This is a genomic window from Ruegeria sp. CDSB086 (assembly GCF_059611065.1).
Window position 1 is genome coordinate 42,180 of record NZ_JBXWOV010000015.1, and the last position, 24,589, is coordinate 66,768.

Here is a 24,589-nt window from a genome sequence, read left to right on the forward strand (position 1 = left end):
CAATCTGGTAGATGGACGTATCAGCGGGGAGCCTCGATCTGGTTGAGGATATTTTCGAGAACCATAGCAGAGCTTCGGCCCTCGATCTCGGCCGAGGCACCCAGAACTACTCGATGGCGTAACGCAGGTACGAAAAGCCGTTTTACGTCGTCCGGGATTGCGAAATCCCGTCCGTTTAACCCTGCCTGTGCCCGCGTCGCCGCTGCCAGTGCATCAGCCGCGCGGGTAGACGCGCCAAAAGCAATCTCGGCGCTTTCCCGTGTCGCCCGGACCAGCCGCAGGATGTAGGCAAGAATATCGTCATCGAGGATAATCCCGTCGATCAGTGCCCGGCATTCCGCCAGGGCGGCCGCATCCAGGGTCTTCGACAGTACATCCGTTTCCATACCGCTTTCGATCGGGGCATTGGCATGCTGGCGCAGGATCGCCATTTCGATTGCCTCGGGCGGGAAGTCGATTTCAAGCTTAAAGAGAAACCGGTCCAACTGCGCCTCTGGTAAGGGGTACGTACCTTGTTGCTCGATCGGGTTTTGGGTGGCGACTACAATGAATTCACGGCCCAAGGAGTGATCATTGCCATCAATGCTGACCATCCGTTCGTTCATCGCCTGCAAGAGCGCAGCCTGCGTTTTGGGAGGCGCGCGGTTAATCTCGTCCGCCAGAAGCACCTGGGTAAAGACCGGGCCGCGCGTCAGGACGAAATCATTGGTCTGAAAATTGAAGATCGAGGTGCCCAGTACGTCTCCTGGCATCAGATCGGGGGTGAACTGGATACGCCCGAATTCCAGATCCAGTGCAGCGGCAAAACTGCGCGCCAACAGGGTCTTGGCGGTGCCCGGCGGCCCCTCAAGCAAGACATGGCCGCGCGCAAAAAGCGAGACCAAAAGCAGCTCTACCACATCCTCCTGCCCCAGCACCGTCTTCCTGATCTCGGCACGCAACGCGTCCGAGCGCGCGCGCAATGTTTCAAGTGTCATTAGTTATCTGCTCCAATAGCGCTTCAAGTTCGTCCACATGGTGCATTGCCTCTGCCGGTGGGATCCGATGTGGAAGGTTCCGGATATCCCTCAACACTGTTTCCAAGTCGCGAGAGAGGTCCGGATTGTGCCGCGCCACATAGCCCAAAAAGACCTTGGGTTCAGCATAGTGATGGGCAAGCGCCGGGCCAAACAAAGCCGACGCAGATGCCGCTAGCCGGGCCTTTGCGTATTCACCGGCCAAAGCCCCGTCTTGATCCGAAAGCCGCATCAGACGTGCCCGTGCTCGCACCGCCAGCGATTTTGCGCCTGTGTTGACACCGTCCTCAGCCTGCACCGGGCCATAACGCTGCCATGAGCGCCAGGTAAACAGAGCCAACACCAATACCCCGCTCAGCCAGAGCGTCAGAAAAGGCGGGCCAAAAAATCGCTTCAGATCGGCCCAGCTACGTTCATAACGCACGGTTTCTTCCGGGTCCGAGAGCCAGACCTCGCGGCTGTAGTCGATCATCACGTTGCGCTCGTCGGCGAGCGCGCTCAGAAGATTGCGGGCGACAATGGCATTATCGCCCAAGCGCAGCCCATGGTTGTTCAACAAATCGGGGTCCGACAGGACCAACGCCCGTGCGCCCCCCGCACCGACCGCCAGCGGGCATTCCGCCAGAAGCATCGCATCCGAATTACCAATCAGCGGAGAGCAATCAGCCCCGGTGAACAGTTGTGCCGCATAGATCTGAGCCGATTGTCGAACGTCTTCGCCATCAAAATAGTCGAAATCCGTAAAAGGCATGCGCGCATATTCGATCCGAGCACCCCTTTGACCGGTCAGCTGTTGCAGCAGTGTTTCGATCTGTTCCTGCCGACTTATCAAGACCGGATGCGCCCGACCGGTTAGCCGCATCCCGCTGCGCCATTTGGGCAAGATCACTAGGGTCTGTACCCGACTGGCCTTTTCCAGCACCGCATCAAGCCGCAGATCGTATTCATCCTGCTGTAACAGCAGTTCTTCTTTTGTGCGCGGATGAACCCGATCCTCATCCAGCACAGTGTCAAATAGCGGCAGCACCAACAGGCCAATGGTATCCTGATCGACCTGCCAGCCCCCCAGAAAGCTCTGCGCACTTACCTCATTCGTGTTTAGCCAGATCCGCAGGCCGTCAAACCCCGTCGGAGAACTTCTCAGCACCTGCTGGCGTTGTGATATAACGTAAAAGATCGTGAACAGCAGCAACGCGACGAAACCCAGAATAATCAGGGTTTCAATTCTGGGGCCGCGCCTTTTCTCTTCGGTCGCTGAGGAGTTCATTTGGGGACCTCAGTCAACAGCGGGCGGATATCCGCGACATGGGCCTGAAAGTCATCCTCGCTTACGTCCCGCCCCCCAAAATGCACCCGTTCGCTTGCCAGAACCAAATTGCGTAGGGCGCCAAGACAACGTTGGTCCTCTGGCAAGTGGCGCAACGCGTCGCGCGCGGTCCAGCTGCGCTGCAGCAGCACCCCATTGGCTTTGATCGCGGCGCCCAGGGCAGCCTGCGCCAACCGGATCAAAGCTTCGCGCCGGTCCGCTATGCGCAGGATCGCATTCAAGCTGCCCGGAGTGGGCGGCGTTCCTAACCCCGCACGCGGTACCCGTCCGTCACGCCCGCTTTCCGTATTCTCTCGCTCGCGCCCGATTGTGACGGCAAAGCCGCTGCCGTAGCGGACAAAGACAAAAGCGATCATCATCAGGATCGCGGCGGAAATAAGCAGTGTCGCGAAATTCACATCGCCGCCCACCGACCATTGGTTTGAACTAGAGGGTGGTCGCGGCTCTTGCGTTGTCTGCATTGGGGGCGGAGGGCTTGCCGGGTCGAAGTAGGCCACATCTGCATCGACACGGCTTAATCTTATCGCCTTCAGAAAGGCTTCGCCACTTTCGCCGATCTCAACGGGGTTTTCGGTAGCCTCTAGGGCGGCTGTCAAATGCGGCACAAAGAAAATGCTGGTTAAGTAAATCAATCGCAAATAACGGCTCATGTGCATATCGATAGTAGAATGCCAGCCGGCACGCAATCTTAAGTTGTTAACTGATCTCGCTTGGCTTTGGCACAAGATCTCTGTGCCAGCGCGTAGCGTTTCAATGCAGCTTTAAGGTGAGGCATATGCCTTCATCGTACACAGCTAAAACCGCGACGTGGGTCAGTGTTTGCCTAAAGGACCTTCTGGGTCAAACTAAGTACCGCTTACGCACCAATCTGGAACCGGGAAAACCGCAGATCGCGGCGCACCGTCCACGACAGGTGCCTCAATGCCAACCTGGGAAGAAACGTTCAACAAACATGATTTTGGGAATGGTCTTGAGAAATTGATTGGTTACTCAGGTCGCGCTGCAAAGAAACAAACACGTCGTAGTTTAGCCAAGTTTCCCGAGTAAGCCTCACCTATGAATTGGTTTATACTAATAGCTCATCGTTTATTGCTGAGAATTGTCATCGCGATCACCACTTTGACAGTCGCACTGTCAGTGTCGTATCTGGTGCAACAGCTTGATTGGAATACCAGATCCGATCTGGGCATTGTTCCATACTTCACGGTTGCCGGCCTTGTCGCCATCCTCGCATTATTGAGCGTACCCGGATTGAACGAAAAGATCGTCGCGCCCTATAAGGCCCGACATATCTTAATTCAGGTTGCAGTATGCCTGTTCGGCGGTGTCATGATCACTTTGACAGGGGTGGTCGCATTTAACGCACCCTTGGTGGCTTGGCTGGCTCCAGCCCACATGGCAGCGGTTCTCGCATTGGGATGTGGAGCTTTATACATCTGTCTGGGCATTATGGGCAGTCTTCATGCGCTCTGGCCGATGCCTGATGAAGATGTATCCGACGATTTAACCGCGCTGCGCAAAGTTCATTTTTCTGCCCGCGCACTCGCTTCTGTTTTTGCATTTACCACCAGTGGAATAATCTTGGGGTCAATCTTTGTTCTAAATAGCCCGACAACACCGATTACGGTAAAATGTTCCATCGTCATGTGGTTTTTTGCAGTTGTACTTGGTTCATCGCGGCTTAGCGTGGCAGATTTTGGGAAACCCATCAGAACTTGGAATATTGTTCTGCAGTTCTTTGTCGTTGTAACAGCGATCTTCATCATAAAGCTCACCACTCGGGCATTGGTCTTTCACACACATCTGTTCGAACGTTTGTCAGAAATTGACGCCGTATACCCAAGGCTTGAAAATCTGCTGATGCTGCCATTTATTGTTTTCGGACTGACAAGCATCGCTCTTATGCTGACGCGTGAAAAAGAAACTAGCGATGACGTGGCCAAAGTCTTCGCTTAGTTTTGGTCCTGTATTGCGGCCGCGAGTCCTGACCAATAATATATCCCAGACTTGGCACCCAAGTCCTTGACCGTGCGCGAAACAAGCACGTGGACTTCGGTTACATCCCAGAAAGCCCTGCATTCGTGTTCAATAAAAACTGGCGGAAAATCGGGCTGCTGGCCGCCCCAATACCGCGGGCGTTTTTTCCAACCGCAGCGGCTTCGACAACTGGTGGGATCAATCCGCGTTTGTCTTGATTAACCAGATAGCGGCGCACGCGTGAGACCAGTTCTTCGCGCACATTCGTCGGAAACGCGCCGTCAATGAAAATGGCCTCAAAGTCGATGACAGCACAAATTGAAAGCGCGGCCTTGGCCAATTCCTGTGCAGTCGTGCCGATCCATGGTTCGACATACTTGGAAATGCTGCTCCAATCCTGTGGCGATTTCCAAAGAATACCCGGATCAACACCCGCTTCGATCAGCCTGTCCTCAAGCAAAAACAGCGAAGCGCTATCGATCAATTGCTGGCTTTCGCCCAATGGCCCTGTGGTGCGCATCGCACCCAACGCGCCAGCATTGCCCTGATTGCCTTCGAACACAGTGCCATTCAATGCAACCCCGCCGCCGATCATCGAACCGATGAAGAAGTAGAAATAATCGCGATATTCAGCCCCGCGGCCATAGAGGTGCTCGGCGTGGCAAGCGGCTGTTGCGTCATTGACGACAAATACCGGTAGGTCGCTGAACTTGGCAACCTCGGAGAAGAAGTTCACGTTTTTCCAAGAGCTGAATTTCTTGGCTGCCAGCCCCGACAAATCATGCCATTTCCAAAGCTCGAATGGAGTTCCAATACCAATCCCGCAGACACGATCGCGAAGTTTCTGGGGCTCATGGGCCAGAAGCGTTTCCAAACCTGTTTCCAGAAACCCGAACACGGCCTCGGGCAGCGGATAATCGTAGGTCGTTGAAATCTGTTGGCGGGGCTTGCCGGTGAAGTCGATCAAGAGCAGATCGGCGCTGCGCCGACCGATCTTCATCCCGACTGACAGGATGCCTTCCGGGTTCAGCTCCATGGGAACCGACGGTTTACCAACCCTTCCACGCAGAGGAGTTCCACGCTTGAGAATCTCGTCCTTTTCAAGCTTGCGCAAAATGATTGATACGGTCTGTGGGGACAGGCCCGTCAGCCGCGCGACATCTGCACCTGCTGTCGGTCCATGTCGTTGTAAAACCGTCAAAATCAGACGTTCATTATGATCGCGAACACCGCTTTGGCTAACCCCGCCGGTCAGTATTTTTAGCGCCTCTTTCTCCATAACCCTGAACATAACCACCTTGTTTTCTTATGAAAAGGCGCTCGGGCAAATTAATAAATAAACTTTATTTATTTATTGACAGGCAGGCCAGAATCACAGTTTCTTGAACAGGACCTTCATTAAGGGATGGAGGCGAGTCTTGCCGGCGCGCCGCGCGGGGCCACAACAATTTTCTGGGAGGAGAATATGAGAAGTCTACTCAAGCTAGCCGCATCTGCGACCGTTCTCACGTTTGGTGCTGCATCTGCTCACGCTGCCGGGGAAACCGTCTGCCTGATCACTAAGACCGATACCAACCCCTTCTTTGTGAAAATGAAAGAAGGTGCGACAGCCAAGGCCGAAGAGCTTGGCATGACGCTTAAAGCTTTTGCCGGTAAAATCGATGGTGACCACGAGACCCAGGTTCAGGCCATTGAAACCTGCATCCTCGACGGTGCAAAAGGAATTCTGCTTACGGCATCCGACACAAGTTCGATCGTACCCGCCGTTAAACAAGCGCGAGACGCCGGTGTGTTGGTAATCGCGCTGGACACACCCCTTAGCCCGATTGATTCAGCCGACGCCACATTTGCGACGGACAACTACAAGGCCGGGTTGCTTATCGGACAATGGGCAAAGGCCAAGATGGGCGATGCTGCCGCGGACGCAAAGATCGCGACGCTAGACTTGAATGTCAGCCAACCAACTGTGGACGTTTTGCGCAACCAAGGATTCCTTGAGGGCTTTGGCGTGGAGCTGGCGGATCCCAATGTTATTGGCGACGAAACGGATGCACGTCTGGTCGGCAGTGACGTGACCGACGGCAACGAGGAAGGTGGGCGCCGTGCCATGGAGAACCTTCTGGCCAAGGATTCAGCGATCAACGTAGTTCACACGATCAATGAACCCGCAGCGGCGGGCGCGTACGAGGCTTTGAAATCCATCGGACGTGAAAATGACGTGCTGATCGTTTCGGTCGACGGCGGCTGCCCCGGCGTACAGAACGTACAGGCCGGAGTCATCGGGGCCACAAGCCAGCAATACCCGCTTTTGATGGCGTCATTGGGGGTTGAGGCCGTCAAAAAATGGGCCGACGAAGGGACGAAGCCGGAAAATACACCCGGAAAAGACTTCTACGACACCGGTGTTGCTCTAATCACCGATCAACCCGTTGACGGCGTGGAGTCAATTTCGGTCGCAGAAGGTTTGGAGCTCTGCTGGGGTTAAACGCAGACCTATCAGGTGAGGCGCGCAAGGGCGCCTTACCATTCCTTTCACCAGCAAACTGAAACTTCCTGTAAGCTGATTTCGTGGTCACGAAGCCAGCCACGAAAAGGGGGAGATATGTCCGAAGCGAACCAAAGCGCCCAAGAATTTGAAACTGCCACCAGTCGAACCGACACTGTGGCAGAGTTTGACGATCCTCGGCGTGGTGTGCTGGGCAAGCTTCAGCATCTGCTTCACGTCAACCCGTCCCTCGTACCTCTGATCGTTCTGGTCGGAGCGATTTTGATCTTTGGCCTGCTTTTAGGGTCAAAATTCTTTTCACCCTTCGCAATGACCCTGATCCTGCAACAAGTTCAGATCGTCGGTATCGTGGCCGCCGCACAGAGCCTCGTCATTCTGACCGCAGGCATTGATTTGAGTGTGGGCGCGATCATGGTTTTTTCTTCTGTTATCATGGGACAATTCTCGTTCCGATACGGCATACCGGTGCCTATCGCAGTCATGTGCGGACTTGGCGTCGGAACCCTGATCGGTGCTCTCAACGGCTGGCTTGTCAGCCGCGTCAAACTTCCCCCATTCATCGTCACGCTTGGAATGTGGCAGATCATTCTCGCAACAAATTTCCTGTATTCCGCAAACGAGACGATACGCAGCCAGGATATCGAGGCAAACGCCCCATTTCTGCAATTTTTCGGCACCAAATTCAGCATCGGCGGTGCAACATTCACTGTTGGCGTCCTATTCATGCTCGTCCTGATCTTTGTATTGGCCTACGCGCTTAAACACACAGCCTGGGGGCGACACGTCTATGCTGTGGGCGACGATCCGGAAGCAGCCGAGCTATCCGGCGTTAACGTCCACAGAACACTCATGTCTGTTTACATGCTATCCGGTTTGATCTGTGCCTTTGCCGGCTGGGCTTTGATCGGCCGCATCGGGTCAGTCTCACCAACATCTGGCCAATTGGCCAATATCGAAAGCATCACAGCGGTCGTGATCGGCGGCATCTCCCTTTTCGGCGGGCGCGGATCCATTCTGGGGTCGCTGTTTGGCGCACTGATCGTTGGCGTGTTCACCTTAGGTCTGAGGCTGTTGGGCGCGGATGCGCAGTGGACCTTCCTTCTTATCGGACTTCTCATCATCGCAGCGGTCGCGGTCGACCAGTGGATCAGAAAGGTATCGGGCTAATGTCAGACACTACCCCAGTCGTCCAGGGCCGTGGGATCGTCAAACGCTATGGACATGTGACCGCCATAGACCATTCCGATTTTGAACTGCGTCAGGGTGAAATACTCGCGGTTATCGGTGACAACGGTGCAGGCAAATCATCCATCGTCAAAGCCATCTGCGGCGCCACGATCCCGGATGAGGGCGATATTCTGATCGAAGGGAAGAAGGTGAACTTCACCTCACCGATCGACGCCCGGAACATGGGGATTGAGATCGTTTATCAGCAACTTGCCATGTCTCCTGCCCTGTCGATTGCGGACAACATGTTCATGGGGCGTGAGATCCGGAAATCGGGATTCATGGGCAAATATTTACGTCAGCTTGATCGCCCCGCGATGGAAAAATTCGCCCGTGAAAAACTGACCGAGCTTGGCCTGATGACCGTTCAATCCATCAATCAGACGGTCGAGACTCTGTCTGGTGGACAGCGCCAAGGCGTGGCCGTCGCCCGCGCCGCAGCCTTTGCAACCAAGTTCATTATCATGGATGAACCGACGGCTGCGTTGGGGGTGAAAGAGAGCCGGAAAGTTCTCGAACTTATTCAGGATGTGCGGGCACGTGGCATTCCGATCATACTAATCAGCCACAACATGCCGCACGTCTTCGAAGTCGCTGATCGCATACATGTGCACCGGCTGGGCAAAAGGCTCTGCACGATTGATCCCAAGGACTACACGATGTCCGACGCCGTGGCTTTCATGACCGGAGCCAAAGAACCACCGGAGGAGGACGCCGCTTAAACGAACGCGACGCAATGCGCGTTTGTGAAATGAAAGTCTGTAACAATTCACGAGAATTTGACACTCAGGCGTCGCTTAGGAACACCTGCTTGCCTGGGAAGTTGTGTTGTTACATCAACTTCTGGCCCACGAAGATACCCGAAACACACGTTGACCAAAACAGATCTATGCAATTTTTCAGAGTAGACATTGTTTCACTGCACAGCTGCCCCGGTGACGATTAATCTCGTGTATTACCAAATCTTCAGCAGAATTTCATTTATTGCTTGGTTACTTTGGTCACGATAGGTCAGCAGGCACCAAAAAAATCACTTAATACTCCGTTGAATAGTCCGGCTTTTTCCAGATGTGTCGCATGTGCAGATTCTGGTATCACCGCAAGATTGGCGTTTGGAATGGACTGCCACAGTTTTTCAGTCTGGCTCCATGGGTAGGTACGATCACGATCCCCCCAAAGAACCAGCGTTTTGGCCTGGATCGCCGACAGGCTTTCAGCACCGCTCCAGGAATGCATCGCATCCAAACCCGTGAGTATGGCTTTCAGGCTGCTTTGCTCCGCTATCGCGGCACAATCTTCATAGGTCACAGCCCGTTCCCGCTCGAGAAACCAGGTTGCAGCAATCCGTCGGGCCGTCGCTTGCGGTCCATCTGCGCAGGCGCGCGTTTTTGAGGTATCAATGGTTTCAAACCGCCCAGGCAGCACACCCACAGAACCCGTGCCATAAAGAACCAAACGGTCCACACGCTCGGGTGCGCGGGCAATCATTTCCTGTACGACCATTCCGCCCATCGAGTGCCCAACCAGGTGAAATTTCTCGATGCCACGCATCTTCAACTCATTCAGCGCCCAATCAGCAAAACCCAAGATGCTGCTGAGGGCATCAAGCTGCGCATTTTCACCAAACCCTGGCAAGTCCAGTGTGACGACATCGTAACCTGCCAACGCATCGACCTGCCCTTGCCATTGCCGACTGCCGCCCAGGAACCCATGGATAAATACAACGGGTGTCATTTCCGGCCGCCCTGCACGATGCGATCCAGGATCATGGCACAGAACAGGATTGAGAACCCTGCAAGGATACCTTGGCCAACATTCGCGTACTGCAACGCTTCCAGAACGTCCTCGCCCAACCCTTTAGCACCGATCAACGAAGCCACGACAACCATTGCCAGTGACAGCATGATTGTCTGGTTGATACCGGCCCGAATAGACGGGCTTGCCAGCGGTAGGTCAACTTTGGTCAGCAGATACCACTTATTGGCGCCAAAGCTGATCGCCGCTTCGCGCACGCTTTCGGGCACACCGCGCAAGCCCAGAACGGTCAGGCGCACCACTGGCGTGCCGCCGAAGATCATGGTGACCACGACCGCCGCCGGCTTGCCGACACCAAAGAACGCGATCACGGGGACCATGAAGACAAAGGCCGGCATGGTTTGCATGAAATCCATGATCGGCTGGATGAACGCATAGAACCGTGGGCGACGTGCAGCAAACATGCCCAGCGGAATACCAATGACAATAGACAAACACGCCGCTGTCCCCAACAAGGCCAGCGTGGTCATGGCACCTTCCCAGAAACCCAAGAGGCCCATATAGGCCAGAAATGCGCCTGAATAGATCGCCGTGCTAATGCCAGCGGTCAGCCAGGTCAGCAGAATGATCAGGCTCGCGATCACGATCCATGGCGTCTGGACCAGTATGACTTCTAGCGCATCCAGCAAAGTGCGGATTCCGAATGTCAGCCCGTCAAAAAAAGCCTCGCTGTTGCGTACGCACCAGGCGATGAAATCTTCCACCCACGTGATACTGGTCAGGCGGATGTTTGGGTCTGTCGGGAAATGGCTAAGCAGCGAAAAGCGCCCGGGGAAACTGTAGTGCATCATCGCTGCGGCGACGATCAGCGCCATGAAGATCGCGCTGAACACAATCTGCGATACCGGCATGGCCGAGCGTATCGAACGGTCTGATAACCATTCCGAGAAACGTGCCTCAAGCGCCCAGTTCGCCACCTGAGACTGTATCAGTTTGACGATGATCAGTATGATCAGGCCGGTCAGAATGATGTAAGGACCTTCAGCGGCCATCGCCTCGGCCTCGGCACGGATACCCCCTATGTTTTCTTCAAGCGAGTCCACCGTTCGCTGATAGACATCGATCTTGTCCGAGTTGTTTTCGATAGCCGCCGCCAATTGCTGACGACGCAGTTCAAGCGTCCCTTCAATCGATGCAATACGCTCCATTGCCTCAGCTGCCAGATCGCCGAACAGTCCTCGCGCAATCTGCACAAATGCTATTGTTTCGAGGATCAGAAATGGTAACGCCCATGACCACAGACCCCGCGCGCCGAACCAGACCGGACCAAACAATCCGGCCATCAGATTGAAAGTTGGCGTAAAGCGGGACGACGCACCAATCTTGTCGAAATTGCGGATGTAGTAGTCAGGGCTGGTGCGCACAAAGGTGCGAATGTTTTCACGCCGCTCTTCGGCATAAGCAAGGGCCGCTTCGCTTTCGGTATCTTCCAACGGGTTCACATCAGAAAGGCTCATGACACTTCGGTCCCTTCGATCACGGTGCGCAACAGATCGGCACGGGTTATGACGCCAACATCCACGCCTCCGTCCTCCACAAGGATTGCGCTGCTGTTGTCGATTGCCAGATTTATCAGCGTGCTCAGATTTTCGCCTTCATTCACGCGCGGGGCATCCGCCGATAGCGGCCCATGGGCCGCTATATGTTCTGGAATTGGCCGCATGACCGCATGGGCGCGCACCACTTTGAGGCGTGAAATACCCGCAACGAAATCAGCCACATAGTCATCAGCGGGGTTCATGACGATGTCTTCGGCTGTTCCGATCTGCACCACCTTTCCATCGCGCATGATCGCGATCCGATTGCCGATGCGGACCGCCTCATCTAGGTCGTGTGTAATGAAGATCGTGGTCTTTTTCAGGATCTTGCTCAGGCGGATAAATTCATCCTGCAATTGCCGCCGGATCAAAGGATCAAGGGCCGAGAACGGCTCGTCCATCAAAAGAACATCCGGGTTGGCTGCCAGCGCGCGAGCCAGGCCCACACGTTGTTGCATGCCACCGGACAGCTCGTGTGCGAACTTTGATCCCCAGGCACCCAGTTCGACAATATCGAGAATAGCAGCAGCCTGACGCATGCGTTCATTCTTGCTGACCTGCCGGATTTCCAGTGGCATTGCCACGTTATCCAACACCGACCGATGCGGCATCAGTGCAAAGTTCTGAAACACCATACCGATTTTGTTGTTGCGAAACTGCTGAAGCTCTTTTGGCCCCAAGGCCATGACATCAGTGCCTTCGATTTCGATCTTACCAGCAGTCGGCTCCAGCAGTCGGTTGAAATGGCGAACCAGGGTGGATTTACCGCTGCCTGACAGACCCATGATGCAAAAAATCTCACCCCGGTTTACCGAAAGGCTGACATCAGCGACGCCGACAACACAGTTGTATTCGGCCAGCACTTGGGACTTGTCCAACCCACGGTCGCGGATCGCCTGCAGCGCCACCTCGGGCCTGCCCCCGAATATCTTCCAGACATTCGAGATTTCAATAACGGTATCGTCGTTCATGTGTCCCCCAGAGAACTGTGCTTGGGTGGCGCCACCAATTGGCGCCACCCTTTTTTCTGGAAGTGGGATCAGAGACCCAGCCAGGCGTCCACGCGATCCGGGTTCGCCTCGACCCATTCGCGGGCAACTTCTGCCGGATCACGACCTTTACCGCTGATTTCATAGGCAAAACCGCTAACATCGTCCGCCGTCAGGGCGAAATTCGCAAAAAAGTCAGCAACTGCCGGAGAACGGTCCGGCAATGTGTTGGACCACGCGATCTGAACGTTCTTAAGCGCGTCTTTGGTCGCAACGCTGGATTTGCTGTACCAATCCGGATCGTCCGAGGGCTGAACCATCACGTATTTTGCCGGGTCGAAAGTCGGCTCGCTCAGCATTTGCACGTCGAACATGTACCAGACCGCATGTGGCTTGTAGCAGTAGAAGGCATAGCCTTCGCCTTTGGCGATGCTATCCTTGATCCGCGCGGTCTTCACGCTTTCCTCAGCGCGGACCGGCTCGATGAAATCAAGCAGACCGTAGTCGCGGGTTTTGACTTCGTTCACATTGGCCGAAGCCCAACCCGGCGCTCCGATCCACATTTCACCCTTTCCGTTGCCATCACTGTCCATCAGCGCGGCAACATCGGGACGGCCTAAATCTGCAATATCGGTGATATTGTTGGCTTCACCAAAATCCTTGCTAACGCAGAAACCCTGATTGCCTTCATAGGGGTTCGACGACAGGGTTACTGTGCCCGCTTCGTCTACATATTTCTTGGTAAAGCTTTCTTGGTTGGGCAGCCAAACATCGGGGTGCACGTCGATATCGCCCTTACCCTGATCCATCGCCTGAAAAATCGTGGCGTTGTTGCCGGGCACATATTCAACTTTGCCGCCGATACGCATTTCCACCACCGCACCCAGCACGTGTGCAATGGCCTGCGCGCCGGTCCAGGATGGCACACCTATTTTGACCTCTTCGGCTGCGAAAGCCGGCATCGCATAAATGCTGACCGCGGCTGCGATTCCCAGCGTTTTCAGATTGGTTCTCATGGTCTTCTCCTCTGTTGAAATGCGCCGTGTTTCGGCGTCGTTTTTTCCGTCGTTCGACTTTCCTATTGCGCAATAGGGTCGAGCCAATATCCTTTTGGCTGCAACATCGGACGGAAGGAAATAAAGAAGACCAACCGCCAGACCCTGTCCTGAAGTCTAGATCAAGAGCTTTTCTCAGAGCCAATTCAAACATTTCATCAAACTATTCATTCTTTGCATAGTTTGCGTTATGCTGGCCTAGCACGTCTGTTGACATGTTGGAGCACACATTGGACCTGAATTGGCTACGTGACTTTGAATGTCTTGCCCGGACCTTGAATTTCACCCGCGCATCCGACGAAAGAAACATCACGCAATCCGCATTCAGCCGTAGAATCAAAGCTTTGGAAAGTTGGGTTGGATTGCCCCTGGTCAACCGAGCGACTTACCCTGTTCAGCTGACAGAGGCCGGTCAACAGTTCCTGCCTGTTGCTCTGGCGGCCATGTCTCAGTTATCGGAATCGCGCCAATCGTTACGGGATGCCGATCGCGGCGATAGCCGGTTCATCAGGTTTTCGGTTCTTCACACCATAGCCGTTAATTTTCTGGCAACCCGGATAGACGAGTTGCAGAGGCAAATCCCCGAATTACGCACACGTGTCTTATCTGATTCCTTAAGCACATGTTGTGATCTTTTGATCGAAGGCGCGGTGGATATCCTGCTTTGTTATTATCATCATTCAGTCTCGCCAATGATTGATGAGGCCGCATTTGAACGTAAGGATCTGGTAAAGGATCGTCTGGTGCCGGTGGCGGCTGTTGAACCAGCGCGCACTATGGGATGGGATCTTGCACGACAGGACGGCCCGCCAATCCCCTATCTTGCCTATGACCGGTCTTCGTTTCTGGGAATGGTCGTAGAAAACACCATTGATCGGAAATCCCTGAATACCGAGACGATCTATGTCGACAGCCTTGTCGAGACCATTAAGCGGCGATTGATGACAGGAAGCGGCGTTGCCTGGATGCCCGAAACGGCAATTACAGCAGAACTTGATCAAGGCTTGCTAGTGCCAGTCGGTGATGATGCGTGGAGCGCGACGTTGACAATTTCAGCCTTTTCCAATCCATCCGGCTTTGATCAAATCGCGCTCCAGCTTTGGGAACGTTTGTGACGTCAATCTTCCAAAGCGAGCTGCTACTGTGCGCGGCGCAGTTCTCTAGTCTGCGTCGCTAAGATAGCCTATTTGAGAAAACTCAATGATCGCGTGGACCAGCAAATCAATCGTGTCCGCTGCTTTGACCTCATCCGCGACGCCATCGGCAATAAGCGAGAATTCTGAGCAGGCGACAAGTTGCAGATCTGCCCCCGCTTTGGCCAATGCAATTGAGGCCGTTCGCAGTGTTTCACGCGCGTCATCACTTGGACCGTCGACCTTAATTCTACGGATCGCCGTCAGCAGCCTGTCACTATCCGTTGGCCAGACAATCGATAGCCCGCGGGCTTGCAATGCCGTTTCGAAAAGGCGGGTACGGAGCACTGCGGGTGAGGCGAGCACGCCAACGCATCCACCGGCCCCCAGTTCACTGACAGCATGATCCGCAGCCAGTTTCACCATATTCAACAAAGGAACGGTCACTGCATCCGTGATCGCGTCGGCGTAGTGATGCGCCGTGTTGCAGGGCATTGCCAGCGCAGCGGCGCCAGCGCCCTGAAGACGGCGTGCCATTGCGGCAAGCGTCGGTCCCGGGTCTTCGCCCTTCCCCTCAATCAGATGATCAATCCGCGACGGCACCTGCGGGTTCATATCAATCAGAAGCGGGATGTGATCGCGGTCATCACTTACCGGCACGGCCTCCACCAGCTTACGCTGGAGGAGGATGGTGGCCTCGGGACCCATGCCACCTAGAATGCCAATTGGGCGCAATGTCATTGCTCAGACATTCACCCATCGGTTTTTGTGGTCGAATGCAAAATCATAACCACCAAGGGCCGCAGCACCTCCAGTGTGCAGGAAAACGATCCGCTGGTCATTGAATTCGCCCTTGCGGGCCAGGTCGATTAAGCCCGCTGCGCCCTTGGCAGAGTAGCAGGGGTCCAGAAGAATGCCCTCAAGCTCGGCAAACATCTCAATCGCCTCGATGCCGCTTTCGGTCGGAAGGCCATAGCCCTCGCCCACATAGTTGGTATTGGCCATCACGTCCTCGCGCTTTACCACGCCTGAGCAACCCAGCTTTTCGGCTGTTTTGCAGGCGAGGTCATAAACCATCTGTTCCTGCTTTGGTTGAGGCGCTCTTGTACCGATACCCAGCACCGGTACCTGCGCATTCATGGCGCACATTCCTGTCACCAACCCAGCCTGCGTTCCCGACGAACCTGTTGCGTGTACCAGCCGATCAATTCGCAAACCACTGTCATTGGCTTGCCCCAAAAGTTCAAAGGCTGCGTTCACATAGCCAAGTGCCCCGGTCGGGTTAGATCCACCGCCGGGAATAACATAGACATTACGGCCCTCTGTCCGTTTTTTCTCGGCAGCTTTTTCCATTTCGCCCGCCATGTCGTGACCACCGGGAAATTTCTCAGTTGTCGCGCCGTGCAAATGATCCAACAGCACGTTCCCGTTCGTGTTGTAGTTTCCGTCCTGATATCCGGTGCGATCTTCCAGAAGGATATGGCAATCAAGTCCCAGCTTGGCGGCAAAGGCTGCGGTTTGACGACCGTGGTTAGTTTGCGTGGCTCCTTGCGTCATAACCATATCCGCGCCCTGCGCTTCCGCCTCGGCCATTAGGAATTCCAGCTTGCGGGTCTTGTTGCCGCCTGTTGACATGCCGGTGCAATCGTCGCGCTTGATCCATATCTCGACACCCAGTTCTTTCGACAACCGTTTCATCGGTTCAAGCGGTGTCGGAAGATGAGCCAGGTGAAGGCGGGGGAAGCGGGCGAGATGCATAACATGGCTCCTAATATTGGTTTCCGTCAATTTACAATGTGAGATACGGCTCCGCTAATTCGAAATGTGGCTTCTATGTTGCAAAGTTTGCATATTACTGAGCATTGCAGTAACTGGTTCACATGCGTTTGGAATGGATCGATGACATATTGGCCGTGTTGGACAGCGGATCTCTGGCCCGCGCTGCGGACAAGCGGTTGCTGACCCAATCTGCCTTTACCCGTCGGGTACGGCTTATCGAAGACAGTATCGGTGCGACCCTATTTGATCGCCGTCGCAAACCCGTATCTCTGATGCCGGGTGTACAGGCTTTGGAGCCTGAGCTGCGTGAGCTGAGTACGCGGCTGCACAAACTACGTCAAACTTTGAAAACAGCGAGTGACAGGGCCAACAAGTCTCTGTCTCTTGTGTGCCAACATGCTCTCACGACAACCGTTTCGCCAAAAGTAGTCCGCACCTTGACCGAAAATGACGCTATCTCGGTTCGGGTCCGATCGGGAAATCAGGACGAATGTCTGTTGCAGCTGATCTCAAAAGAGGTCGATTTCGCGATCATGTACACTATTTCGGATGGCAGTGCGCGAGATCTCGAAAACGCGTTTGAGGCCAAGACGATTGGCACAGATATTCTGATCCCGGTTTGCGCGCCTGCAATGCGTGAGGAATTGGTTGGCGAGACCGTTCCCGCGATAGTCTACCCGCCTGATGTCTTCCTTGGACAAGTGTTTTCCCGATTGGTCGCGCCGCGATTGCCTGAGCATATTACAATCATCTCCAGAGCAGAGACCGCGCTGACGCTCGCGATGCTACAATATGCCCTGGATGGAATCGGCGTTGCGTGGCTGCCCTATTCTTTGGCCGCCAGTCCGCTTGCAGAGGGGCAGCTTGTACGCGTTGACGATGCTCTGCCTGCACAAGAACTTACAATCAGAATGGTCCGATTGGCTGCAGTGCAGTCAGAATTCAGTGAGCAAGTATGGCGACGTCTAGCCGGGCAATTGCAGAGCATTTGATCATCACAAGAACGAAGAAATGATGTGACAGACTTCATCTGAGCGCTGATATTGACCGACGACGTATTCATGATGTTGCGCAAGGGCACCCTCTTGTAACACGGTACTTGGTCGAACTCATTTTGGGTCGCCTACGCGCTTCTGGCCAAAGCTACCTTGGGCGTTTCATGAGATAGCTAAACGTCCAGTCCAATCCGGTTTGAATATTCAAGCACAATTGGGGCGGGTGTTCATCCTTGTTGCAATGAGCAGCTTTTCCCATTTTGTTTCGATACATCACCTACGAGCCTAATCCGAAGCAGATTTGGCTGAATAGTAGTAAGCGATGGCTTGCGCCCGGTTTCTAACTGACAGTTTTTCATAGATATTCGAGAGGTGAAATTTCACGGTATTGGTGGAAATCTGTAACTCTTTTGACAGTTCCCGGTTGGACATTCCCTTCGACAGTGCCTCAAGGATAGCCCGCTCCTTGCGCGACAAGGTCTGAAGAGGACTATGTTGCACCGTGCGTACATCGATGAATGGGAAAACCATCTTACCTTTGGCAACATCAACGCATGTATCCAGCAGGCCTTCAACCTCACCGGAACGAGGTGCAAACCCTGCGGCGCCTGCTTGCATGGCCAGCCGAGGGACATCACCTGCCTCATCACCATAGACCACAAAACGCGGTGCGTTTTCCTGTTCGCGCAGCACTTCGATCAGTTTGGCTGCACCCAAAGCTGGCAGTTCCCAGGACACTACGCAGACCTTTACCGGCACACGCATGACTGCCCCAAGGAAACCTTCGGCAGTTGCAGATGTCGCCACCAACGAGAATCGTTTGTCTCTCTCAAAGATTTCGGACATCGCCGAGAGGACGAGAGAATTGTTGTTGGCGAGCATGATGTCGATCGGAGGGGGCGTTGTGTCGAGCATTGATTTTCCACCTAATTTACCCAATAACTACCATGTTGGGTAGGTAAGTTTCCGGTATACATCGGTATATTTGCCAGAATGGGTAGGTTTTTTCCCACCCAAATAGCTACCCTAAAGCAGTAGTAAGTTACGTTGCGCCCTGACGCAAGGATCGGCTTTTCTTTTCGGTAACGCGACAGACGGGGCGCATTACGGACCCCGTCGCCGAGGAGGATCGCCAATGACGTTTCAAATCTACCCGACGCTCGAAATTCCGGAAACACTGGCTGCGGGACCCGGACCAGGCAATACCGATGCCCGCGTTCTGCATGCCTTTGCAAATGCGGGTGTTGCGGATCACATGCAGGGTGACGTCCTGCGCGGCATGATCGAATGCAAGCACATGCTGCGCAAAATCTGGGGCACCGACAATACCTATACCTTCGCGGTTGCTGGCACCGGTTGGAGCGCGCTGGACACTATGTTCTCGGCCGTTATGCCTGGCGACAAGGTGGTTGCGTTCACCAATGGCACCTTTTCCGGCATTGACGTGCTGACCCTACGGATTAAGGCAGCCACACCTGAAGAACATGCCGCCAATCCACTTGATCCCATTGCGGCCAGCGTCACCGTGATCGAAATTCCGCATGGCCAGCCCGTGACCGGTGAGATGGTCGACGTCGCATTGGCCGAACACAAGCCGAAATGGGCTTTCATGGCACATTGGGAAACCGGTTCCGGCCGTGTCAACGATGTACAGGGATTCTCGGATGCGTGTGAAAATCATGGCACCATGGGTCTGATTGATGCTGTGTCTTCGCTGGGTGTTGCAGACTTTCGTATCGACGATTTCCCCGGCATCGCAGGCTGGGCTTCGTGCCCGCAAAAAGGCCTGTGCTGCCTGCCCCTGACCTATGCGCCGGTCAGCTTCACCAACGCCTTTATCGAGGCGCTGAAGACAACCGGTGCTTACTCTTACGTCCACAATCCGATTTTCGAGGCCCGCCATTGGGGCATTGTCGACGGTCAGGATGTTGAGAAAGGCACCTATCACCGGACCCATTCGGGCTATGCCGTCGCCGCGTTCCATGAATCTCTGCGTCTGACCTTGCAGGAAGGACTGGCTAAACGCGCGCATTCCTACAAAACGCATGAGGCCGTCCTGCGTGACGCCGTCACCGCGATGGGCTGCGATGTCACTTCGGACATGCCAAGCCTCGTAGTGCTGAACCTGCCCACAGAACTGGCTGGCCGCGAAATGGAATTGGTACAGAACTGCCGCGCGCGTGGCTTTGGCATCTGGCCGACACTCAGCGCCCCGGTACAGGTGCGCATCGGCATCCTGAACCAACTGAACCATCAGTCGATCAGCCGCATCGTAAAACTGTTTGGCGAGGCGATCCGCGAACTGGGTGGCACAGTGGATTTTGAAGCCATCGAAGCGCTGCTGGAAAGCCGCTACGGCACGTCGATCGCGGCCTGACCGCACTGCATGAACGGGAGGAAGATTGCAGATGGATATTCACGAATATCAGGCGAAAGAGGTTCTTTCGAATTTTGGTGTCGCCGTACCTTCGGGTGCGCTGGCCTACAGTCCCGAACAAGCGGCATATCGGGCGCGCGAGCTAGGGGGCGATCGTTGGATCGTGAAGGCTCAAGTCCATGCCGGAGGCCGAGGAAAAGCCGGAGGTGTCAAACTGTGCAACACCGAGAACGAAATCCATGAAGCCTGTGACGAGATGTTCGGACGCAGGTTGGTTACGCATCAAACCGGTCCCGAAGGCAAGGGCATCTACCGTGTCTACGTTGAATCCGCCGTGCCGATTGATCGCGAGATTTATCTGGGCTTCGTGCTGGATCGCTCCAGCCAGCGGGTGATGATCGTGGCCTCGTCGGAAGGCGGCATGGAGATCGAAGATATCTCGGCCGAACGCCCCGACAGCATCGTGCGATCGATCGTCGAACCGGCCGTGGGCCTGCAGGAATTCCAGGCGCGCGAAATCGCATTTCAACTGGGTTTTGAGGCGAAATTGGTGCAGCAAATGGTGCGCACGCTACAGGGCTGCTACGCCGCCTTCAGCAATCTGGACGCCACCATGGTCGAGATCAACCCGCTGGTCATCACCGGTGACGATCGGGTTCTGGCGTTGGATGCCAAGATGAGCTTTGACGACAACGCATTGTTCCGGCATCCGCAGATCTCAGAGTTACGCGACAAAAGTCAGGAAGACCCACGCGAAAGTCGCGCTGCGGATCGCGGCCTGTCTTATGTCGGTCTTGACGGCAATATCGGCTGTATCGTGAACGGCGCCGGTCTGGCCATGGCCACGATGGATACGATCAAGTTGGCGGGGGGCGAACCTGCGAACTTTCTGGACATCGGCGGTGGCGCCTCACCCGAACGTGTGGCCAAGGCCTTTCGTCTGGTCCTGTCAGACAAGAACGTACAGGCGGTGCTGGTCAACATATTCGCCGGGATCAATCGCTGTGACTGGGTCGCAGAGGGCGTCGTACAGGCGCTACGCGAACTTGAGCTTGAAATCCCTGTCATCGTGCGGCTGGCCGGCACCAATGTCGCGGTAGGTCAAAAAATCCTGGCCAAATCCGGATTGCCGATCATCCGCGCCACCACCCTTATGGAAGCCGCCGAACGCGCTGTTGGCGCGTGGCAAAACGATCTGACCCAAAACACCAAGATGAGGGCTGTCTAATGAGCATTCTTCTGGACCGCGACAGCCGTGTTATCGTTCAGGGCATTACCGGACGAATGGCACGGTTCCATACCAAAGACATGCTGGACTATGGCACTAATGTCGTCGGCGGAGTTGTCCCCGGCAAGGGCGGCGAGACCGTCGAGGGCGTGCCGGTCTTTGACACCGTAAAACAAGCTGTCGAGGCCACCGGCGCCGATGCCAGCCTTGTTTTCGTGCCGCCACCATTTGCCGCCGATTCCATCATGGAGGCCGCAGATGCGGGCATCCGCTATTGCGTCTGTATCACCGACGGTATCCCGGCACAGGACATGATCCGGGTTAAGCGGTACATGTACCGTTATCCCAAAGACAAGCGCATGGTGCTGACCGGGCCCAACTGCGCGGGCACCATCAGCCCCGGCAAGGCTCTGTTGGGGATCATGCCAGGCCACATCTACCTGCCCGGAAATGTCGGCATCATCGGTCGATCCGGCACGCTTGGCTATGAGGCCGCAGCCCAGCTGAAAGAACACGGCATCGGCGTTTCAACCAGCGTCGGGATCGGCGGCGACCCGATCAACGGGTCTTCGTTCCGCGATATCCTTGAGCGGTTCGAACAGGACAGGGACACTGAAGTCATTGCCATGATCGGCGAGATCGGCGGCCCGCAGGAAGCCGAGGCCGCAGAATACATCCGCGACAACATAACCAAGCCCGTCGTCGCCTATGTTGCAGGTCTGACCGCGCCCAAAGGTCGGACTATGGGTCATGCTGGTGCGATCATCTCGGCCTTTGGCGAAAGTGCCTCCGAGAAGGTTGAAATCTTGTCGGCGGCGGGGGTGACCGTTGCTGAAAACCCGGCGGTGATTGGCGAAACCATTGCCCGCGTCATGGGAAAGGCTGCGTGATGACCAAACCTTCAGTCCTTGTCACCCGTCGCTGGCCCGCCGCCGTCGAGGCGCGACTGGCCGAAGACTACAACACCGTACTCAATACCGGGGATACTCCGATGTCCCCGGCTGAAATCCGCGACGCCCTGAAACACTATGACGCGGTGCTGCCCACCGTTACCGATACGCTCAGCGCCGAGGCGCTGGACGTCCCCGCAGCACAGACCAAAATTCTGGCCAATTACGGGGTCGGGTATAGCCACATTTGCGAGCCCTCAGCCCGCGAACTTGGCATGACCGTGACAAACACGCCTGACGTTCTGTCTGAATGTACCGCCGATATCGCAATGACCTTATTGCTGATGGTAGCGCGCCGCGCAGGCGAAGGCGAACGCGAGCTGCGCGCCGGAAACTGGACCGGTTGGCGGCCCACGCATCTGGTCGGCACCAAGGTCAGCGGTAAGACCCTGGGCATCATCGGCTATGGCCGCATCGGGCAGGAAATGGCCCGCCGCGCCCATCATGGCTTTGGTATGGATGTCGTTATTTACAATCGCAGCCAGGTGGCGCCCGACGTTTTAGCCAAGTGCAATGCCACTCAGGTGGATACTGTCGATGAGCTGTTGCCGCAATGCGACTTCGTCTCGCTGCACTGCCCCGGAGGGGCCGCAAACCGGCACCTGATCAACGGTCGAAGACTCGACTTGATGAAACCCGACGCCTTCCTGATCAACACCGCGCGCGGCGAGGTCATCGACGAACACGCCCTGATCCAGGCCCTGATGTTCGACACAATTGGCGGCGCGGCGCTGGATGTATTTGACGGCGAGCCCCGCATTAGCTCGGACCTGCTGCAATGTGACAACCTCGTCATGCTGCCACATCTCGGAAGCGCGACTAAAGAAGCACGCGAAGCTATGGGGTTCCGCGTCATTGAAAACCTCAATGATTTCTTCAATGGCAAAAATCCAAGAGACAAAGTGATCTGATGCAAGCGTTGGCTCAGGATACCCAGCTGTCCCTTCCACCTTCCGCGTATGCGGACGGTCTTCGGACTGAATTGCGCACGCTATGGCGAAACATCCTTTTGAAAAGGGCGCCACATGTCGCTTCTTGGGCCGAAGCCAAGCCGCTGCCCCCCATTCCAACTGGCCAGGCCGCAATCCCGTATTTGCAGGCCCTGTCGATCTGGTTTCAGCTTTTGCGCATCATCGACGAAAACGCAGATGTGCGGGATCGTCGACAAATCGAAACCCAAAAAGGTGCCCGAGCGGTTGCAGGTGGATTTGCCGAAGTGTTGTCGGACCTTAATCTGAGTGTTGGGGAAACCGAAAAGTTGGCAGGTAGTTTAATGACTGGCCCCACGCTAACGGCTCATCCGACCGAAGCCAAACGCGTCACCGTTCTTGAAATTCACCGCCGGATTTATCGTATCCTGGTCAGCCTCGAATCTCAGCGCTGGACGCCAATTGAACGTTCAACATTGTTGAATGATCTGGAAGGCGAGATCGACCTACTATGGATGACCGGAGAATTACGCTTGTCACGTCCCAGTTTACGTGACGAGATCGAATGGGGTTTGCAATTTTTCCGCGACGCAATATTCGATGCTGTACCACAGGTCATCGACCGGTTCGATCACGCCTGTATGCAGGTTTTGGGTAAGACTTTAAATGTGACGCCCAATGTCCGATTTCATAGCTGGATTGGCGGTGACCGGGACGGCAACCCGAATGTAACCTCTGAGATGACCAAACTGGCTCTGCAACGTGGGCGCGAGACAGCGATTGATCTCTACTGTCAGGCTCTTGATAAAGCCGCGCAAAAACTGAGCATTAGCGCCCTGATCCTACCACTGCCCGAACCTCACGGTGAACGGTTGCAGGCAATTATCAACCGCGCACCCAAGAATGACCGCAACCCGAACGAACCGTTTCGGCAGGCCCTGAATGCCGTCCGCCAAAGACTGACAAGTGCCGGTTATCAGCATATCTCGCAGTTCGAGTGTGATCTCGACGCGCTTGATGAGGCGCTTTGTGCAGTAAACGCCGATATTCTAACAAGGCGGCATATCCGACCTCTTCGCCGAGCGGCAACCGTATTCGGGTTGCGTACCACAACCTTGGACATACGGCAGAATTCGACTGTGACGACTAGCGTTCTGGCAGAAATCTGGTCTGCATTCGAACCTGCGCCCAAATACGGAACACCCGAATGGTCGACCCGTCTGCGCACCGAGTTGGCAGACCAGAACCTGCAGTATCCTCAGCGTGACGGGTTGAGTGATCAGGCGCAGGAATTACTAGCCTTACTAGCCCTTATGCACGCTGTTCGAACAGGGCCGGATCCCAAAGCTGTCGGACCATTCATCTTGTCGATGACACGCTCGGCAGACGACATCCTGGGTGTCTATCTTCTCGCCCGCTATGCCGGGTTCGGATCAGAGACACTTGATATTTCTGTGGTGCCGCTGTTCGAGACGATCGGTGATCTGCGCAACGCCTCAGCAATTCTGCTGGATGTTCTGGATGTTCCGCTTGCCCGCCGCAGCCTTAAGTCAGGTGGCAATGTGATCGAGGTGATGTTGGGATACTCCGACAGCGGCAAAGATGGCGGATATTTCTGTTCGACCTGGGAACTGGACCGTGCGCAGCGCCGGATCGTTACAGCACTTGCGTCGCAGGGATTTAGTGCCGCGTTTTTTCACGGACGTGGTGGTTCTGTCAGCCGGGGTGGTGCCCCCACAGGCCGGGCA

General features: G+C 55.2%; 22 protein-coding genes. 11 read left to right on the forward strand and 11 right to left on the reverse strand.

Annotation, left to right across the window (positions count from 1 at the left end):
- Positions 1-20: 20 nt before the first annotated feature.
- From AC2FIO_RS21700 to AC2FIO_RS21710, 3 genes are read right to left on the reverse strand one after another with little or no spacing between them, the layout of a single operon-like run.
- Positions 21-977 (reverse strand): AAA family ATPase, encoded by a 957-nt coding sequence (locus tag AC2FIO_RS21700; protein WP_496699935.1) that lies wholly within the window; start codon positions 975-977, stop codon positions 21-23.
- On the reverse strand, positions 967-2,283 hold the full coding sequence (locus tag AC2FIO_RS21705; protein WP_496699936.1) for a hypothetical protein: 1,317 nt from the start codon (positions 2,281-2,283) through the stop codon (positions 967-969). Before AC2FIO_RS21705 ends, AC2FIO_RS21700 begins: the two co-directional genes overlap by 11 nt.
- Positions 2,280-2,993, reverse strand: a complete 714-nt coding sequence (locus tag AC2FIO_RS21710; RefSeq protein ID WP_496699937.1) for a DUF4129 domain-containing protein — start codon at positions 2,991-2,993, stop codon at positions 2,280-2,282. The genes AC2FIO_RS21705 and AC2FIO_RS21710 overlap by 4 nt, the downstream gene beginning before the upstream one ends.
- A gap of 499 nt (positions 2,994-3,492) precedes the next feature.
- Between AC2FIO_RS21710 and AC2FIO_RS21715 the strand changes: the two genes are divergently transcribed.
- Complete coding sequence (locus AC2FIO_RS21715) at positions 3,493-4,299, forward strand: hypothetical protein (RefSeq protein ID WP_496699938.1); 807 nt, start codon at positions 3,493-3,495, stop codon at positions 4,297-4,299.
- A 100-nt stretch (positions 4,300-4,399) separates the two neighbouring features.
- On the opposite strand, the gene AC2FIO_RS21720 is transcribed toward AC2FIO_RS21715, so the two are convergent.
- Positions 4,400-5,599, reverse strand: a complete 1,200-nt coding sequence (locus AC2FIO_RS21720) for an ROK family transcriptional regulator (RefSeq protein ID WP_282119518.1) — start codon at positions 5,597-5,599, stop codon at positions 4,400-4,402.
- 186 nt (positions 5,600-5,785) lie between these two features.
- On the opposite strand from AC2FIO_RS21720, the gene AC2FIO_RS21725 reads away from it, so the two are divergent.
- From AC2FIO_RS21725 to AC2FIO_RS21735, 3 genes are all read left to right on the forward strand, one after another.
- Entirely contained in the window at positions 5,786-6,805 is a 1,020-nt protein-coding gene (locus AC2FIO_RS21725) for a sugar ABC transporter substrate-binding protein (RefSeq protein WP_109311180.1), read from the forward strand.
- A 117-nt stretch (positions 6,806-6,922) separates the two neighbouring features.
- Complete coding sequence (locus AC2FIO_RS21730) at positions 6,923-7,993, forward strand: ABC transporter permease (protein WP_109310884.1); 1,071 nt, start codon at positions 6,923-6,925, stop codon at positions 7,991-7,993.
- Positions 7,993-8,775 carry an ATP-binding cassette domain-containing protein gene (locus tag AC2FIO_RS21735; protein WP_282119243.1) on the forward strand — a complete coding sequence of 261 codons (783 nt, stop codon included), beginning with the start codon at positions 7,993-7,995 and terminating at the stop codon, positions 8,773-8,775. Before AC2FIO_RS21730 ends, AC2FIO_RS21735 begins: the two co-directional genes overlap by 1 nt.
- 289 nt (positions 8,776-9,064) lie before the next feature.
- Here AC2FIO_RS21735 and AC2FIO_RS21740 read toward each other — a convergent pair whose 3' ends face one another.
- From AC2FIO_RS21740 to AC2FIO_RS21755, 4 genes are all read right to left on the reverse strand, one after another.
- Positions 9,065-9,787, reverse strand: a complete 723-nt coding sequence (locus tag AC2FIO_RS21740; protein ID WP_496699939.1) for an alpha/beta fold hydrolase — start codon at positions 9,785-9,787, stop codon at positions 9,065-9,067.
- Positions 9,784-11,325 carry an ABC transporter permease gene (locus AC2FIO_RS21745; protein WP_282119241.1) on the reverse strand — a complete coding sequence of 514 codons (1,542 nt, stop codon included), beginning with the start codon at positions 11,323-11,325 and terminating at the stop codon, positions 9,784-9,786. The genes AC2FIO_RS21740 and AC2FIO_RS21745 overlap by 4 nt, the downstream gene beginning before the upstream one ends.
- The gene (locus AC2FIO_RS21750; protein ID WP_496699940.1) at positions 11,322-12,377 is read right to left on the reverse strand and encodes a quaternary amine ABC transporter ATP-binding protein; all 1,056 of its coding nucleotides are present in this window, start codon (positions 12,375-12,377) and stop codon (positions 11,322-11,324) included. The genes AC2FIO_RS21745 and AC2FIO_RS21750 overlap by 4 nt, the downstream gene beginning before the upstream one ends.
- Before the next feature lie 68 nt (positions 12,378-12,445).
- The gene (locus AC2FIO_RS21755; RefSeq protein ID WP_496699941.1) at positions 12,446-13,411 is read right to left on the reverse strand and encodes an ABC transporter substrate-binding protein; all 966 of its coding nucleotides are present in this window, start codon (positions 13,409-13,411) and stop codon (positions 12,446-12,448) included.
- A gap of 254 nt (positions 13,412-13,665) precedes the next feature.
- Between AC2FIO_RS21755 and AC2FIO_RS21760 the strand changes: the two genes are divergently transcribed.
- A complete protein-coding gene (locus AC2FIO_RS21760) occupies positions 13,666-14,565 on the forward strand; it encodes a LysR family transcriptional regulator (RefSeq protein WP_496699942.1) in 900 nt (299 codons plus the stop codon).
- A gap of 45 nt (positions 14,566-14,610) precedes the next feature.
- On the opposite strand, the gene cuyB is transcribed toward AC2FIO_RS21760, so the two are convergent.
- Entirely contained in the window at positions 14,611-15,324 is a 714-nt protein-coding gene (gene cuyB, locus AC2FIO_RS21765; RefSeq protein ID WP_496699943.1) for a cysteate racemase, read from the reverse strand.
- 3 nt (positions 15,325-15,327) lie between these two features.
- Complete coding sequence (cuyA, locus tag AC2FIO_RS21770; protein ID WP_496699944.1) at positions 15,328-16,341, reverse strand: D-cysteate sulfo-lyase; 1,014 nt, start codon at positions 16,339-16,341, stop codon at positions 15,328-15,330.
- A gap of 122 nt (positions 16,342-16,463) precedes the next feature.
- On the opposite strand from cuyA, the gene AC2FIO_RS21775 reads away from it, so the two are divergent.
- Positions 16,464-17,354, forward strand: a complete 891-nt coding sequence (locus AC2FIO_RS21775) for a LysR family transcriptional regulator (RefSeq protein ID WP_496699945.1) — start codon at positions 16,464-16,466, stop codon at positions 17,352-17,354.
- Positions 17,355-17,642: 288 nt separating this feature from the next.
- Here the strand turns inward: AC2FIO_RS21775 and AC2FIO_RS21780 are convergent, their stop codons facing one another.
- Positions 17,643-18,272, reverse strand: a complete 630-nt coding sequence (locus AC2FIO_RS21780; RefSeq protein ID WP_496699946.1) for a response regulator transcription factor — start codon at positions 18,270-18,272, stop codon at positions 17,643-17,645.
- A 220-nt stretch (positions 18,273-18,492) separates the two neighbouring features.
- Between AC2FIO_RS21780 and AC2FIO_RS21785 the strand changes: the two genes are divergently transcribed.
- From AC2FIO_RS21785 to AC2FIO_RS21805, 5 genes are all read left to right on the forward strand, one after another.
- Positions 18,493-19,734 carry a pyridoxal-phosphate-dependent aminotransferase family protein gene (locus AC2FIO_RS21785; protein WP_496699947.1) on the forward strand — a complete coding sequence of 414 codons (1,242 nt, stop codon included), beginning with the start codon at positions 18,493-18,495 and terminating at the stop codon, positions 19,732-19,734.
- A 31-nt stretch (positions 19,735-19,765) separates the two neighbouring features.
- Entirely contained in the window at positions 19,766-20,962 is a 1,197-nt protein-coding gene (locus AC2FIO_RS21790) for a malate--CoA ligase subunit beta (RefSeq protein ID WP_496699948.1), read from the forward strand.
- Positions 20,962-21,852 (forward strand): succinate--CoA ligase subunit alpha, encoded by an 891-nt coding sequence (gene sucD, locus AC2FIO_RS21795; RefSeq protein ID WP_109313481.1) that lies wholly within the window; start codon positions 20,962-20,964, stop codon positions 21,850-21,852. Before AC2FIO_RS21790 ends, sucD begins: the two co-directional genes overlap by 1 nt.
- Positions 21,852-22,823, forward strand: coding sequence for a 2-hydroxyacid dehydrogenase (locus tag AC2FIO_RS21800; RefSeq protein ID WP_282169679.1), 972 nt, complete (start codon positions 21,852-21,854; stop codon positions 22,821-22,823). The genes sucD and AC2FIO_RS21800 overlap by 1 nt, the downstream gene beginning before the upstream one ends.
- Positions 22,823-24,589 (forward strand): phosphoenolpyruvate carboxylase (locus AC2FIO_RS21805; RefSeq protein ID WP_496699949.1); only part of this gene is annotated, 1,767 nt, incomplete at its 3' end. The genes AC2FIO_RS21800 and AC2FIO_RS21805, both read left to right, overlap by 1 nt.

Coding starts and splice junctions, on each gene's coding strand:
- AC2FIO_RS21710 (WP_496699937.1), bottom strand. CDS start 2,993: ATGAGCCGTTATTTGCGATTGATTTACTTAACCAGCATTTTCTTTGTG.
- AC2FIO_RS21750 (WP_496699940.1), bottom strand. CDS start 12,377: ATGAACGACGATACCGTTATTGAAATCTCGAATGTCTGGAAGATATTC.
- AC2FIO_RS21780 (WP_496699946.1), bottom strand. CDS start 18,272: ATGCTCGACACAACGCCCCCTCCGATCGACATCATGCTCGCCAACAAC.
- AC2FIO_RS21700 (WP_496699935.1), bottom strand. CDS start 977: ATGACACTTGAAACATTGCGCGCGCGCTCGGACGCGTTGCGTGCCGAG.
- AC2FIO_RS21705 (WP_496699936.1), bottom strand. CDS start 2,283: ATGAACTCCTCAGCGACCGAAGAGAAAAGGCGCGGCCCCAGAATTGAA.
- AC2FIO_RS21720 (WP_282119518.1), bottom strand. CDS start 5,599: ATGGAGAAAGAGGCGCTAAAAATACTGACCGGCGGGGTTAGCCAAAGC.
- AC2FIO_RS21760 (WP_496699942.1), top strand. CDS start 13,666: ATGTTGGAGCACACATTGGACCTGAATTGGCTACGTGACTTTGAATGT.
- AC2FIO_RS21730 (WP_109310884.1), top strand. CDS start 6,923: ATGTCCGAAGCGAACCAAAGCGCCCAAGAATTTGAAACTGCCACCAGT.
- AC2FIO_RS21735 (WP_282119243.1), top strand. CDS start 7,993: ATGTCAGACACTACCCCAGTCGTCCAGGGCCGTGGGATCGTCAAACGC.
- sucD (WP_109313481.1), top strand. CDS start 20,962: ATGAGCATTCTTCTGGACCGCGACAGCCGTGTTATCGTTCAGGGCATT.
- AC2FIO_RS21785 (WP_496699947.1), top strand. CDS start 18,493: ATGACGTTTCAAATCTACCCGACGCTCGAAATTCCGGAAACACTGGCT.
- AC2FIO_RS21775 (WP_496699945.1), top strand. CDS start 16,464: ATGCGTTTGGAATGGATCGATGACATATTGGCCGTGTTGGACAGCGGA.
- cuyB (WP_496699943.1), bottom strand. CDS start 15,324: ATGACATTGCGCCCAATTGGCATTCTAGGTGGCATGGGTCCCGAGGCC.
- AC2FIO_RS21725 (WP_109311180.1), top strand. CDS start 5,786: ATGAGAAGTCTACTCAAGCTAGCCGCATCTGCGACCGTTCTCACGTTT.
- cuyA (WP_496699944.1), bottom strand. CDS start 16,341: ATGCATCTCGCCCGCTTCCCCCGCCTTCACCTGGCTCATCTTCCGACA.
- AC2FIO_RS21745 (WP_282119241.1), bottom strand. CDS start 11,325: ATGAGCCTTTCTGATGTGAACCCGTTGGAAGATACCGAAAGCGAAGCG.
- AC2FIO_RS21790 (WP_496699948.1), top strand. CDS start 19,766: ATGGATATTCACGAATATCAGGCGAAAGAGGTTCTTTCGAATTTTGGT.
- AC2FIO_RS21800 (WP_282169679.1), top strand. CDS start 21,852: ATGACCAAACCTTCAGTCCTTGTCACCCGTCGCTGGCCCGCCGCCGTC.
- AC2FIO_RS21755 (WP_496699941.1), bottom strand. CDS start 13,411: ATGAGAACCAATCTGAAAACGCTGGGAATCGCAGCCGCGGTCAGCATT.
- AC2FIO_RS21740 (WP_496699939.1), bottom strand. CDS start 9,787: ATGACACCCGTTGTATTTATCCATGGGTTCCTGGGCGGCAGTCGGCAA.